This window comes from Spiribacter curvatus (assembly GCF_000485905.1).
Taxonomy (GTDB): Bacteria; Pseudomonadota; Gammaproteobacteria; order Nitrococcales; family Nitrococcaceae; genus Spiribacter; species Spiribacter curvatus.
Window position 1 is genome coordinate 1,725,881 of sequence record NC_022664.1, and the last position, 14,120, is coordinate 1,740,000.

The following is a 14,120-nucleotide window of genomic DNA, read 5'->3' on the forward strand; positions in this document are numbered from 1 at the left end:
GTACCAGGAGGAGAGGAAGAAAATGACTAGAAACAAGCGTTCCGTATCAGCCCTTGCGTTGGCTGGCGTGCTCACTAGCATGGCGGGCTTGGCGACAACTTCGGCCATGGCTGAAGAACAGGAGATCGCCACCGTCGTCAAAGTAACGGGTGAAAACTGGTTCATCCGAATGGAGGAGGGAGTCAAGAAGTTTGGTGCCGATCACCCTGATATCTCAACGAGTCAGGTAGGACCGGGACGTGCCGATGCTGCTCAGCAAACCGCTATCGTAGAGGATCTAGTCGCACAAGAGGTCGACGCACTCGCTATTGTCCCGATGGATCCATCGACACTGGAGGGTGTTCTGCGGAGAGCGATGAACCGCGGTATTACTGTAATTACCCATGAAGCCGACAGCATGGTCAACACGCAGGTCGATATGGAAGCGTTCGACAATGCGGAGTTCGGTGCGCATTTCGCTCAGCAAATCGCGGAATGCATGGGCGAACAAGGCAAGTGGACCTCATTCGTCGGGTCGGTCGGCAGTCTTACTCATGTCCAGTGGGCTGACGGTGGAGCGGCTTATATGGACCAGTTCCCAAATATGGAACTGGTGTCTCCAAAAAATGAAAGCTTCAACGACGCTAACCAGGCTTACGAGGCAGCTCGGGAGATTTTGCGCACTTATCCAGATATCAAAGGTTTCCAAGGAGGATCCGCTATCGATGTCATTGGCATCGGGCGAGCCGTTGAGGAAGCTGGATTAGAGGATGAAACATGCGTCTATGGTCTGGGCCTTCCGCAAGACACCTCAGCATATTTAGAAAGTGGTGCCGTTGACGGCATTTCCTTCTGGGATCCTAAGGATGCCGGCTACGTAATGAACATCCTTGCTGGAATGGCGTTGAACGGCGAGGAGATCAAAAACGGGATGGACCTTGGCGTGCCAGGTTACGAGAACGTCACTGTCACGGAGGGTCCTGGCGATGGCGTTATCGTCAGAGGACAAGCCTGGGTTGATGTAGACGCCTCCAATTGGAAAGATTACCCCTTCTAAAGGCATGTGGAGCGGGCCACTGACCAGTGGCCCGCCACTTCGATAATTCCCTTCGCCGAGTATAGGTTTATTCGATGGACAACGCCTTCCTACAGGTTTGCTCTGCTCACAAGCGTTACGGTGGCGTTCACGCCCTCAAGGGTGTCAGTCTGAGCATTCGAGCCGGTGAGCTCTATCACTTGCTTGGCGAAAACGGTTGTGGGAAGTCAACACTTATCAAGATCATTGCAGGAGCAGAAGCTCCGACTGAAGGTCAAATCCTGTTAAATGGTCACGAAGTCACAGCTCTCGATCCTATTCATGCACTTTCAGCTGGAATAGAGACCGTTTATCAGGATTTGTCTCTGCTACCCAATCTAACTGTCGCCGAAAACATCGCTTTGCCACAACAGCTCGTCAAGGCAAAAGGCCGATTGCTTCGCCCCATTATGCCAACAAAGCTCGATGCAACAGCAGCCAAGGCCCTCGAGGTTGTTGGCTTGCCCTCCGGGCGAGCCTTCCTCAGAAGGCAAATTGACACGCTTCCACTATCTACACGTCAATTAGTAGCAATCTCCCGCACCGTTGCCATAGATGCCAAATTGGTGATCATGGATGAGCCGACGACATCCCTTACTCGAAACGAGGTCAACCACCTTATTCGCGTTATTAGACGGCTACAAGAAAATGGTGCCGCCGTGCTTTTTGTCACCCATAAATTGGACGAGGCGCGCGAGATTGGCGGAACGGGCTTCGTCATGCGGGACGGTGAATTAATTCGCGAGTGCGATCTATCGGCGTCAACCAATGTGGATCTAGCATACTGGATGACAGGGCGCGAGCTCGAGCAGGGGCGTTTCCGTGAGGCAATGCCACAGTCAGATGTCCCACTGCTTGAGGTGATGGGATTGAGCCACTTCCAACATTATAACGGAATCAATTTAACCGTAGGCCATGGTGAAATCCTCGGTATTACTGGGCTGTCCGATTCCGGCCGTAATGAGATTGGACTGGCGCTGGCCGGCATGATGAAGCCCCAAGCTGGTTGTATCAAGCTTGGGGGTGTTCGGTTGGATGTCTCTCGACCTTTCCGGGTGATCGAAGCTGGGGTGGCGTATGTCCCCGAGGAAAGGCTAGATGAAGGTCTGTTCCTCGACAAGCCAATTTTCATCAATATCGCGATGTCAGTCACGAGTCGCCTCAAGGGAGCCTTAGGACTGGTGAGCATTGCTAGAATGCGGTCATTAGCGGACCGTCTTGTACGGAGTCTTGAGATCATGATTTCGCACTTAGACGCGCCGGTGTCATCGCTATCAGGTGGCAATCAGCAGCGCGTCCTCATTGGACGATGGCTGGCAACATCTCCGCGTCTACTTGTTCTGCACGGCCCAACCATGGGGGTAGACGTAGGTTCCAAAGATACCATATATCGAATTATTCACGCGGAGGCTCAAGCCGGAACTGGGATCATTATGATTTCAGATGATCTACCTGAACTGATACAGAACTGTGACCGTATTCTTGTGATGAGCCGCGGGCGTCTGCGTAGAGATATCAAGGCAGATACAGTCGATGAGAAAACGCTCTATGACGCCGTGGTGGGTTCTGATGAGAGGTTGCCAAACGATGAATAGGATAAGCCCTGTCGGGAAAGATAATCAGGCGCAGCGACGCCGAGCAATATTCGTGTGGGCGGCGCACAACCCTGCCATCTTCCCTTTCCTGCTGATCGTGATCACCTCTTTCGTTGTCGGACTGATTAACCCGGATTTCTGGCAACTAACGACGCTTTTTGACGTCTTGCGTGCCTCGGTTGTCACCGGGCTATTCGCGCTGGGCGTACTGCTGATTCTTGCCGCAGGCGGGCTGGACGTCTCGTTTACAGCCATCGCTGCATTGGTGATGTATTCGGTGACTCTGTTAGTTGTGGAATTTTTTCCCGACCTAGGTATTGTATCGATATTTCTGGCTGGCGCCGTCGGTGGCGCAGCTCTTGGCGGAGTCAATGGATTCCTAGTGCACTCACTGCAGGCGCCGGCGTTGATTGTTACGATCGGCACCCAGTACGCACTGAGGGGGTTTTTGCTGACATTTATCGGTACTCAATTATTCATGAATATTCCCGATTCGATGACAGCATTTGGCAAATCAAACTTGGTTTCAGTGACATCCAAGAATGGTTTGTCTGTGGATCTTCCAGCTTATTTCCTGCTGCTGGTAGTGGCAGCTCTCGCCACCGCCGCGATACTCCGCTATACGATCTTCGGCAGAGCGATTTATGCCGTTGGGGGTAATCCGGATATTGCTGCTCGGCTCGGCTATAGAATAGTATGGATAAGAGTTCTGGTATTTGCATACGCAGGACTCCTGGCTGGACTGGCAGGAATTACGCATGTAATGGCAAATCGCCTCGCCAATCCATTCGATCTGGTCGGCTCAGAACTTGCCGTTATTGCCGCTGTTATACTTGGTGGTGCGAGAATCACGGGTGGCTCTGGCAATGTAGTCGGAACAATGCTCGGCGTGCTGCTAATAACTCTCATCAACAATGTTCTGATTTTGGTCGGCATACCGAGTGAATGGCAGACGGCTATACTCGGGGGCTTCATTCTGATCGGCGGTATGTTTTTCTCTCTGCTAGATCGATTTAAAACCGATTGAAGCGTATCTAACCGGAGCCGGCTTAATTAGGTGAAATTATGGGGCCCTTGTGCTGTCCTGATCGGGGCGCAGCGTCGACCGCTTCCTCCGCCGTGCCGCGTTGGCCATGACGCTGAGCGAACTGGCGAGCATGGCGAGCGCGGCCGCCGACGGCGGGATCACTCCCGCGACCGCCAACGGGATGGCGGCGCCGTTATACACCACCGCCAGGGCCAGGTTCTGCCGCATGCGCCGACGTGCCGAGCGGGCCAGCCCCAGCGCATCGGCCAGGGCCGGCAGCCCGCCCCGGGCCACCACCAGGCCGGCGCTGCTGGTCGCCGCGTGGCTGGCGCCATCGATCGCCACCCCCACATCGGCAGCCGCCATGGCGACGCTGTCATTGATGCCGTCACCGATAAAGGCAGTCGGTGCCCGGGCCTGGGCGGCGAGCACATGATCGGCCTTCTCCTCGGGCCGACAGCCCGCTTCCACGGCGTCCTCGGCCAGCCCCACCGCAGCGGCCACCCGCCGGGCGGGCGCGGCACTATCGCCGGTCACCATCCGCAACCTGAATCCTCGGGCCTGCAACGACTCGACCGTCGTGGCCGCCGCCGGACGAAGCGGATCACCCAGCGCGAAACAGCCCAGCCAGTCGCCATCGCGGGTGACATGGATCCGCGTGGCGCCACTGGCCGCCTGGCTCGACGGCGTTGCCAGCACGGGCACCTCGACGCCGGCCTCATGCAGCCAGCGCCGTGATCCCACCCGGACCTCGCTGCCATCGGGACGGGTCATGATGACGCCACGCCCCTCCCGACGCCGATGGATGCCATGCTCCGGCCCCTGCGCCGGATCCTGCAGCGCCCGGGCCACTGGATGGTCGATGCCCGCCTCGGCCTCAGCGGCGAGTGCGCGCAGCTCGGATTCGGCGACACCCTCGGCGGTGACCGCCTCGATAACCGCCGGCTCACCGCGGGTCAGGGTGCCGGTCTTGTCAATCAGCAGATCGTGGAGCTGTCCGGCCTGCTCCATGGTCGCCGGGCTGCGGAACAGGACCCCACGGCCCATGGCGCGTTCAGCAAAGCTGAGAAAGGTCACCGGTACCGCAACACTGAGCGCGCAGGGACAGGCGATGACCACCACCGACAGGGCCCGCAGCAGGGACGCCTCGGGGCCCAGCCCGAGCGCCGTTCCCATCACCGCGACCGCCGCCGCCAGTGCCAGCGCGCCGGGGACCAGGACCCGCGCCAGCCCATCGGCGAGGCGGGTGATCTCGCTGCGGTTGCCCTGCATCTCGACCATCCGGCCGAGGATGCGATCGATCTGCCGATCGCCCACAGCGGCGGTCACGCGGACGGTCACCGGGGCATCCAGGTTGATGGTGCCGGCGTGCACGGCGCCGCCGGGGGCGATGCTTACAGGGGTCGACTCGCCGGTCAGCAGACTGGCATCGACACGCGTCGCGCCCTCCGACAACTCACCGTCCAGGGGCACGCGGGCACCGGCGGGCACCTGAATATGAGTCCCAACCGCCACTTCGCCCGCATCCACCGGCCCGTCCCCCGCCACGGGAAAGGCCCGCTCGGGGACCTCGCGCTCGAGCGCACCGATGGCCGTGGCGGCCCGGCGCACCGTGCGCATTTCCACCATCCTGCCAATGGACAGCAGCACGATGAGCATCACCATGGTATCGGCGTAGACATGCGCCCCGCCCTGGGCCAGCTCGATCACTGACAGCACGCCGGCGCCGATCACGCCGATGCTGACCAGCGCATCCATACCCGGGATACCCGCCCGCAGGGTCCGCCAGCCGGCGACAAAAAACGGCGCCGCCGAGAACCCGACCACGGGTGTCACCAGCCCCATGGCAATAATCGACAGGGTGTGCCCGACGGGGGTATGCCCCAGCGCCGCCGGCTCGAGATAGCGCATGATGGCGAGCACCATCACCCACATGCCAAAGAACGCGGCCACCGCCAGTCGCAGCCCAAGGCGATTGATTTCCTCGTCGATGGCGGCGACGGTTTCCTCGGGGGCGCGCGGCGGACCGATGGCATAGCCCAGCCGCTCCACGGCCCGCAGCAGACCCGAGAGGTCGACCTGATCCGGGTCCCAGTCCACCAGCGCCGAGCCGGTGGCAAAGCTGACCCGTGCGCGCGTTACGCCCGGCACCCGGGCGATGACCCGCTCAGTGGCGGCCGCGCAACTCGGGCACCACATCCCCTCGATCGAGAAAAGGCCGCGCCCGGCCGGTGCCAGCGCCGCCATTTCGCTCCGGGACAGCGTCGCCGTCGCGGTACTCATGCGCGGGCGCTAGCGGCTTGCCTGATCGCGGTGCCGCGGGGCGCCCGCCGACGGCGGCTGCTCAGTGGGCTCGCCGGGCACGCCATCGCCCAACAGATCCCCGCGGATCACATCGCCGTACCAGTTGGGCGTGTGCTCGTGGAACTGCTCGTCGGTCTCAGCCACACTGAGGTTGTCGCGGAACTGCCGCGGATCCGCCGGCCGCTCCCAGCTATTGATGTAGGCGGCCACATCCCAGGCCTGCTGATCGGTGAGCGACCCACCCTGACCCAGCGGCATGTTGTGCTTGATGAAGCCGGCGGCGGTGTTGATGCGGTGCATGCCCGCCCCCCAGTTGAAGGCGTCATCGCCCCAGAGCGCCGGGAAGATCCAGCGACCGTTGGGGTCCTGGCGGCCACCGCCATCGGTGCCATGGCAGACCGCGCAGTTGTTCTCGAACACAGTCTCACCCCGACTGATGCTGTAGCCCTGCTCAGGCTTGGGCGGGGTGGAGTAGCCACGGCCCGGCAGGTTGCCCTCCAGCGGTGCGCCCTCGGCCATGTAGTAGAAAAAGCTCTGCAGGTCCTTGTAGATGTCCCCATCCCGGGGCGGTGGACTGCCACTGGGCGAACCCTGGGCGTTCATCGAATAGGTGAAACAGCCATTGATGCGATCTTCCATGGTGTTGATCATCTTGTTCTTGCCACGGAATGCCGGGTACTCCACAGCCGCCGCCCACATCGGCGCCGACCCGGGCACCGTCCCGCCGCCGAGGTGGCAGTTGGCGCAGTTCATGCCGTTGCCGACGTGCTCGGAGGCATTGGTCTGGGTGTTGGTGAACACCTCGTAGCCACGGCGTACCGAATCCCCGAACGCGTTGTCCGGGGCGTCGGCCACATCGTTGGGGATGAAGTAGCCTTCCTCGCTGACCGGCAGCGCGGGCGGATTGGCATCGGCATTGTTGGTGTACTCCTGGCGCTCGGCCAGCCACGCCTCACGGCGCTCCGCCGCCGCTTCAGCCAGCTCGCGCCCCTCGTCGGGCTCGCGGTCCGGTGACTGGGCGATCGGCGCGTAAATGCCGCTGGCGTAGAGGCCGGCGCCAATGGCCACCAGCCCCGCCGCGATGGCGACGGCGATCAGCGCCCGGCGGAGCGTGGTCCGCCCCGGATCCTCGCGGGGCCGATCATTGTTGTTGTGGTCACTCATTGATGGAGTCCTCCGCCGGCGGGGCCGGCAGTGTCGCGAGGTAGTCGGCCACCGCCCGCTTATCCGCATCGGACAGGGCATGGGCGATGCCCTGCATCAGCATCAGCGGCGAGTTTTTCCGACGGCCATCGGTCCATGCCGCCAGCTGGGCATAGGTATAAGCGGGCTGCTGCGCGGCCAGGCTGGGGAAGGCCTGTTCAACCCCCCAGGCCGATGAACCATGACAGCTGTAGCAGGCCGGCACCTCGATATCCCAGTCGCCGTGATTGGCCAGCTCGCGGCCACGCTGGAGATCGCCGCCCAGTTCGGCCTCGGCGGCGCTGGGCGCTTCCATTTCGGCGTAGTAACGGGCCAGACCGAGCATTTCCTTCTGGGTGAGCTTATCGGCCACATACTGCATGTTGTGATTGATGCGCACGCCCTCGGCATAGGCATTGAGCTGCTTGGCGATGTACCCACTCGACAGCCCCGCCAGCCGGGGGATGTTGCCATTGCCCTCGCCCTTGGCGCCGTGGCAGCTCGCGCACGACCAGACATCGCCCTGACCCTCGCGGGCCAGTGTCGCGTATTCAGCCGGATCCACCGCCGCCGCCTCGGCGGCGTAGATCTCCGCGGCGTAGCTTTCATCGGGGAGATCCTCGTCAACGGTCTGTGCCCCCGCCGGCTGGGCCAGCGTGAGCAGCAGGGCTGACGAGAGCCACGCACTCAGACGTTTCATGTTCATTGGGATGCCTCCGTTGCCGCCGTGCGGGTCAACCGGGCCGCTATCCCGGTCACCGCTTCAAGCTCGGCGCCGCCATTCCAGGGGCTGCGATCCGCCGCAAAGCGGCCGCGCTGTTCGCTGACGAACGCCGGGGTCACCGCTCCGGCGTCGTGACCCCACTGCTGGCGGATGTAGCTCACCACCGCGGCAATCTGACGATCACTCAGCGTCTCGCCAAATCGCGGCATACGGCCGTCGTACTGATTGCCGGCCACCGCGATCACGCCGCTGATGCCGTGCAGCAGGATCTGGACCGGCGCTTCCGCCGGCCCGGTGACGTAACGCGAGCCTGCCAGCGGCGGCACGGCGCCACTGATCCCCGACCCGTTCGCCTGATGACAGGTCACGCAGTTCGACTCGAACAGCGAGGCGCCAACGCTCATGAGTGATCCCTGCCCATCCGCGACGTCCCTGTCGCCGGTCGTTCCCACCGTGGGCGCATCCTCGCTGGCGGCAGTCTCGGTGGAAGGCCCCGAGTCGGACCAGAGCGTGTAGACGCCCCAGGCAATCAGGGCCACCGCGACTGCCAATACGAAAATCGGGATCGGTCGGTTGACCTCGTAGGGCTCGAACCGGCTTTCCTCGAGGGGTGTGCGTTGTGGCTCGGGGCGCTGGTCGTTGTGATCACTCATCAGCGTGCCTCCGCGCCGTCAAAACCCAGGTCACGCAGCTCCCGATCCTTGGCGGGATAGGTCCGGTCAAGGGAGAGCAGGTATGCGGTCAGATCCAGTGCGCTCTGGCGCGCCACCACCCTGGCACCGTCCGCCGGGGCATATTCGGCCGGCACCGGGACGACGACATCATCCTCGTCCGGGTTCTGCTTGATCTCGAAAAGGAATGGATAGGCCGGCATGATGCTGCTCTCCTCGATGGCTCGAGGCTGGTAGAGATGGGTCAGGTGCCAGCCCTGGCTGGGCATCCGTGCGCCGATGTTCATCAGATCCGGGCCAGTGCGCATGGTACCCAGCACATGCGGGTCGTCGTAGACATAATCGGCGGGCGTGGTCGGCCGCCCCCAGCCGCGCTGCAGATCCGGGGCCTGCTCGGGGCTGCGCGGCTGCTGCGAGTGGCAGTAGTAGCAGCCGAGCTCGACGTACTGCTGCCGACCCCGCTCCTCGACCGCCGTGTAGGGCTCAAGCCCCTGGGCGGGCTCGACGGTGCGGATCTGCGCGGCGGGCAGTATCACCAGCAACAGGGTCGCGAAGGCGAGGATGGCGAACGCCAGAACAGCCAGCGGAAAGACTTTATTCATGGTTGGCTCCTCAGCTGGCGCTTGTGACCGGTGTCGCCGTGTCCACGGCATCGGTGGACCGGCGCGTGGCGAACACCAGCGACAGCAGATTGATCGCAAACAGCAGATGGCCCAGCGTCATCAGCGTGCCGCCCACGGAGCGTCCCTCCAGATAGGGCTCCATCAGCTGCATCGACTCCAGCCAGTCGCGGCTCGCATCCAGCATGGCAAGCCCCTGCAGCCAGCCCCCGATGCTGAGCGAGAAAAAGTAGACGCCGAAGCCGATGGCCACCAGCCAGAAATGCAGCGCGATCAGCCGCGGCGCCGGCCAGAGCCGGCCGGTGAGAATGGGCATCAGGTAGTAGACCGTGCCGAACAGCACCAGCGAGACAAAGGCATAGGCCCCGAGGTGGGCATGCGCCACGGTGTAATGGGTGAAATGCGTGACGGTATTGATGGCGCGCACTGCCTCCATCGAGCCCTGGAAGGAGGCGAGCGTGTACATCACCGCCCCGAAGGCGACGAACCGTAGCGGCAGCGACTGCTTGAACGCCCAGAGGTTGCTGCCCCAGAGCACATGCTGGTTGACCGCCACGGCAATGACGGGAACGAACATCATCACCGACTGCACCACCGAGAGCGTCACCACCCAGGTGGGCACCGGCCCGCCGATCAGGTGATGCATGCCCACCTGGCTGTAGAACAGCGCCAGCGCCCAGAACCCCAACAGCGAGAGGCGGTACGAATAGATCGGCTTGCCGATGATCTTAGGGAGGACGTAATAAGCGGCACCGACCCCGATCGGGGTCAGCCACAGACCGAGCACGTTGTGCGCAAACCACCAGTTGACGGTGGCCCCCTGCACGCCGGAATGAATCGGCAGATTGCCGATCACGAAAAGCACCGGAAACCACACCAGCGCCCCCAGGTAATACCAGGCGGTCACGTAAATGTGATGGACGTTGCGATTCACTGCGGTCAGGACCAGTGGAAGGGCAAAACAGGCACCGCCGGCGGCCAGCAGAATATCGACCTGCCAGGGGATCTCGAGCCACTCCATCCCGTCGGTCCAGCCGGTGGCGATGGCATAGACACCGACCGCAACGCCGATATTCCACAGCACGAGCCCGCCCCAGGCCAGATTGACGCCACGCAGTGAGGTCTTGAACAGCCGCGGCACGAGGAACATCGCGACCCCGATGCCTGCCAGTGACAGCCAGCCGTAAATCACCGAATTGAGGTGCATCGTGCGCATCCGCCCGAAGCTGAGCGGTGCCGAACCGGTCAGCCAGTCCGGCAGATGCAGCTTGAGCGAGGCGATTACCCCAAAGATCGAGCCCAGCACCAGCCAGAAGGTCCCGAAGCCGATCAGGGCAAAGATCAGCTTGCGATGGCGGGTATCCGTGCCCTCCCCGGGCTCGGCGTCTTCCTGGAAACCAAAGCTGGTGGGATCGTCGGGCGCATGGTCCGCGCCCTCGGCGCCCGGGAAAATGACCTCGGCATCCGCCTGCTCGACGCGGAACTGCTTCGAGGCGACCGCCCAGATCAGAAAGGCGAGGGCAATGAGGGACACCACAAACGAGAGTGCCATCATTGTGCCAATAGTGAGCGACATCTTTCCTCCACCGCGTAATACCTACTCACGCAATGGTACGAAGGGCATGGCAGCTGAGAAATTGTGGTTTTCCACACGCCTGCGGCGCCCGGCGAGTGGTGGGGGCTGTTCTGGCGACAAAGGGAGTACTGAGGGGACTGGAGCTGGCGAGAGGATTCGAACCCCCGACCGGCTGATTACAAATCAGCTGCTCTACCGACTGAGCTACGCCAGCATCTAAGCGAGGAGTAAAGGGTACCCAACCATCCCTGTTGGGGCAATCCATCCCCTCAGGGCAGGCTCGCCAGCCCCTCCAGCACCAGATCCGGGCGCAATCGCGCGTCCAGATCGAGATAGCGGGCGATGATCGGTGCATCGCCACCGGTGAGCACCGGCGTCAGCCGCTCTGACGAGCCGGCAAGGCAACGCCGGATGACACCCTGAACCGCCGCTGCTGTGCCAAAGATGTGACCACTGGCGAGGGCATCGGCGGTATTGGTTGCGAGGAATGGCGGCCGGGTGGGGAGGTCGATGCTGGGCAACTGCGGCGCCAGTCGTGCCAGCCCCGCCTTCTGCGCGGGGAGTCCGGAGAGGATCAGGCCGCCCTGGTGGCGGGCGTCCCCGGTCACCACATCCACGGTGATGGCGGTGCCGCAGTCGACGACGCAGACGGGCAGATAACCCGCGGCCTTCGCCCCCAGCATGGCAAGCCAGCGATCGGTCCCGAGTTCGGTGGGATGCGTATAAGCGGAGTGGATCGCGTCGCCGGCCGCCGGCGTCTGAATAAACTCCGGTGCCCGCTCCCAGTGAACCTGCAGCCAGGCGGTGATGCGGTTGACCACGGATGCCCTGGCGACATTCACCACCCGGACCCGCGCCGGTCGCTCGGCGAGTTGCCGCCATTCGGCGAATAGACGCTCGAGCGAGTCATGGGTCGCCGCCCGGGCCGCGCCGATCAGCTCGCCATCGGCCGCGAGGGCCCATTTAATGCGGCTGTTGCCAATGTCGATCAGCAGATCGGTCATGATGGCGTTGCCCACCCCCCTTGTATCCGGCACTCGCCGGCCTGCAGATACCGCTCACCGGTATCGGTGATCAATCGCAGCTCGCCCGTCGGTGTAATGCCCGCGACGCGGCCCTCGAGCGCCACGCCACCCGCCTGATCGACGACGATGTTCCGTCCGGCGAGGATATCAAACGCGGGCCAGCGCTCGGCGAGCAACCACTCGGCCTGGGTCGCCGACCAGGCCGTCGCATCGAGCACCCCGCCACCCAGGGCACCGAGCAACGCGTCATCAACGACCCCATCAGCGAGCTGATGGAGACCCATGGCCCGCCGGTCGGCGGGCAGCCTGCCGACATGACCCGCCATCGTGTTGATCCCGACGCCGATGATGAGCAGATTCGGCAACCGCTCGACCAGCAGTCCGGCGAGTTTGGCGTCGCCGACGACAAGGTCGTTGGGCCACTTGAGATGAATACCAGCGAAACCGTGCGACTGGAGTATCTCGGTGAGTTGAAGACCGACGAGCAGGGACAGCGCTGGCGGGATCGACTGGCTGGGTGGCACCGGCACGCCGACACTGAAATAGAGCCCGCCCGTCGGCGAGGCCCACTGCCGACCCTGCCGCCCCCGACCACGGGTCTGCTGATCGGCGATGACAAGCGCCGGCTCGTCCGGCGGATGATCCGCAAGCCACTGACTCGTGCTCTCGAGCGTCTCGAACACATGAATGGATGTGTGAACCCAGCGCTCGCCCATCGCCGCGCGAAGGACTGGCACTCGATCGTCAGGATAACTGGCCATTGAAACCACTCAGTGTTGGCGCCTTTTCAACAAAAAAAACCCCCGCCGGTCCTGAGACCGACGAGGGTTTCGTTGTAAGCGCCTGGCGATGACCTACTTTCGCACCACAGCGTGGCGGCACTATCATCGGCGCTACGCGGTTTCACTTCCGAGTTCGGAATGGAATCGGGTGGTTCCCACGCGCTATTTTCGCCAGGCAAACCGGTTACCGGCCATGTCCACTTGGACACCACCAGCGTCAGAAACATTGTCGATTGGCATGCAGGACCAATGTCCTATAGCCCTCTTGGGGTTATATGATCAAGCCTCACGGGAAATTAGTACTGGTTAGCTTCATACATTACTGCACTTCCACATCCAGCCTATCAACGTGGTCGTCTTCCACGTCCCTTCAGGAGGATCAAGTCCTCGGGGAGATCTTATCTTGAGGTGGACTTCCCGCTTAGATGCTTTCAGCGGTTATCCCTTCCGAACGTAGCTACCCGGCAGTGCCACTGGCGTGACAACCGGAACACCAGAGGTTCGTCCACTCCGGTCCTCTCGTACTAGGAGCAGATCCTCTCAAATCTCCGACGCCCACGGCAGATAGGGACCGAACTGTCTCACGACGTTCTAAACCCAGCTCGCGTACCACTTTAAATGGCGAACAGCCATACCCTTGGGACCTGCTACAGCCCCAGGATGTGATGAGCCGACATCGAGGTGCCAAACTCCTCCGTCGATGTGGACTCTTGGGAGGAATCAGCCTGTTATCCCCGGAGTACCTTTTATCCGTTGAGCGATGGCCCTTCCATACAGAACCACCGGATCACTAAGACCGGCTTTCGCCCCTGCTCGACTTGTCAGTCTCGCAGTCAGGCACCCTTTTGCCTTTATACTCAGAGCGCGATTTCCGACCGCGCCGAGGGTACCTTCGCACTCCTCCGTTACTCTTTGGGAGGAGACCGCCCCAGTCAAACTACCCACCACACACTGTTCCTGGCCCGGATTACGGGTCTAGGTTAGAACCCCAAGCATGCAAGGGTGGTATCTCAAGGATGGCTCCACCAGAGCTAGCGCTCCGGTTTCGACACCTCCCACCTATCCTGCACAAGCATGCTCAAAGTCCAGTGTGAAGCTGTAGTAAAGGTTCACGGGGTCTTTCCGTCTTGCCGCGGGAACGCTGCATCTTAACAGCGATTTCAATTTCACTGAGTCTCGGGTGGAGACAGCGGGGCCGTCGTTACGCCATTCGTGCAGGTCGGAACTTACCCGACAAGGAATTTCGCTACCTTAGGACCGTTATAGTTACGGCCGCCGTTTACCGGGGCTTCGATCAAGAGCTTCGCTCCGAAGAGCTAACCCCATCACTTAACCTTCCGGCACCGGGCAGGCGTCACACCCTATACATCCTCTTACGAGTTAGCAGAGTGCTGTGTTTTTAGTAAACAGTCGCAGCCCCCTGGTCACTGCGGCCCGCCTCGGCTCCGCTCGCGAAGAGCTTCACCTAATACGGGCGTACCTTCTCCCGAAGTTACGGTACTATTTTGCCTAGTTCCTTCACCCGAGTTCTCTCAAGCGCCTTGGGATTCTCACCCTGCC

Annotated in this window: 11 protein-coding genes, 1 tRNA gene and 2 rRNA genes (1 of these 14 cut by a window edge); 3 read left to right on the forward strand and 11 right to left on the reverse strand. The window is 61.9% G+C overall.

Annotation, left to right across the window (positions count from 1 at the left end):
* Positions 1-22: 22 nt before the first annotated feature.
* From SPICUR_RS08460 to SPICUR_RS08470, 3 genes are all read left to right on the forward strand, one after another.
* Positions 23-1,036 carry a substrate-binding domain-containing protein gene (locus SPICUR_RS08460; protein ID WP_041382529.1) on the forward strand — a complete coding sequence of 338 codons (1,014 nt, stop codon included), beginning with the start codon at positions 23-25 and terminating at the stop codon, positions 1,034-1,036.
* Positions 1,037-1,110: 74 nt separating this feature from the next.
* On the forward strand, positions 1,111-2,649 hold the full coding sequence (locus SPICUR_RS08465) for a sugar ABC transporter ATP-binding protein (RefSeq protein ID WP_041381859.1): 1,539 nt from the start codon (positions 1,111-1,113) through the stop codon (positions 2,647-2,649).
* A complete protein-coding gene (locus SPICUR_RS08470) occupies positions 2,642-3,676 on the forward strand; it encodes an ABC transporter permease (protein ID WP_041381860.1) in 1,035 nt (344 codons plus the stop codon). Before SPICUR_RS08465 ends, SPICUR_RS08470 begins: the two co-directional genes overlap by 8 nt.
* 36 nt (positions 3,677-3,712) lie before the next feature.
* Here the strand turns inward: SPICUR_RS08470 and SPICUR_RS08475 are convergent, their stop codons facing one another.
* From SPICUR_RS08475 to SPICUR_RS08525, 11 genes are all read right to left on the reverse strand, one after another.
* Positions 3,713-5,959: a heavy metal translocating P-type ATPase gene (locus SPICUR_RS08475; RefSeq protein WP_023368037.1), complete on the reverse strand. Its 2,247-nt coding sequence runs from the start codon at positions 5,957-5,959 to the stop codon at positions 3,713-3,715.
* Positions 5,960-5,968: 9 nt separating this feature from the next.
* Entirely contained in the window at positions 5,969-7,144 is a 1,176-nt protein-coding gene (locus SPICUR_RS08480; protein ID WP_023368039.1) for a c-type cytochrome, read from the reverse strand.
* Positions 7,137-7,868, reverse strand: coding sequence for a c-type cytochrome (locus tag SPICUR_RS08485; RefSeq protein ID WP_023368042.1), 732 nt, complete (start codon positions 7,866-7,868; stop codon positions 7,137-7,139). Before SPICUR_RS08485 ends, SPICUR_RS08480 begins: the two co-directional genes overlap by 8 nt.
* Complete coding sequence (locus SPICUR_RS08490) at positions 7,865-8,539, reverse strand: c-type cytochrome (RefSeq protein WP_023368044.1); 675 nt, start codon at positions 8,537-8,539, stop codon at positions 7,865-7,867. The genes SPICUR_RS08485 and SPICUR_RS08490 overlap by 4 nt, the downstream gene beginning before the upstream one ends.
* Positions 8,539-9,159: a cbb3-type cytochrome c oxidase subunit II gene (locus SPICUR_RS08495; protein ID WP_023368046.1), complete on the reverse strand. Its 621-nt coding sequence runs from the start codon at positions 9,157-9,159 to the stop codon at positions 8,539-8,541. Before SPICUR_RS08495 ends, SPICUR_RS08490 begins: the two co-directional genes overlap by 1 nt.
* Positions 9,160-9,169: 10 nt before the next feature.
* Positions 9,170-10,753 (reverse strand): cbb3-type cytochrome c oxidase subunit I, encoded by a 1,584-nt coding sequence (locus SPICUR_RS08500; protein WP_041381862.1) that lies wholly within the window; start codon positions 10,751-10,753, stop codon positions 9,170-9,172.
* A gap of 138 nt (positions 10,754-10,891) precedes the next feature.
* A tRNA-Thr gene (locus tag SPICUR_RS08505) sits at positions 10,892-10,967 on the reverse strand.
* A gap of 55 nt (positions 10,968-11,022) precedes the next feature.
* A complete protein-coding gene (locus tag SPICUR_RS08510) occupies positions 11,023-11,772 on the reverse strand; it encodes a type III pantothenate kinase (protein WP_023368050.1) in 750 nt (249 codons plus the stop codon).
* A complete protein-coding gene (locus SPICUR_RS09615) occupies positions 11,754-12,539 on the reverse strand; it encodes a biotin--[acetyl-CoA-carboxylase] ligase (protein WP_077176366.1) in 786 nt (261 codons plus the stop codon). Before SPICUR_RS09615 ends, SPICUR_RS08510 begins: the two co-directional genes overlap by 19 nt.
* A gap of 80 nt (positions 12,540-12,619) precedes the next feature.
* Positions 12,620-12,736 (reverse strand): 5S ribosomal RNA (rrf, locus tag SPICUR_RS08520).
* 99 nt (positions 12,737-12,835) lie between these two features.
* Positions 12,836-14,120 (reverse strand): 23S ribosomal RNA (locus SPICUR_RS08525); it runs 1,608 nt beyond the window's last position.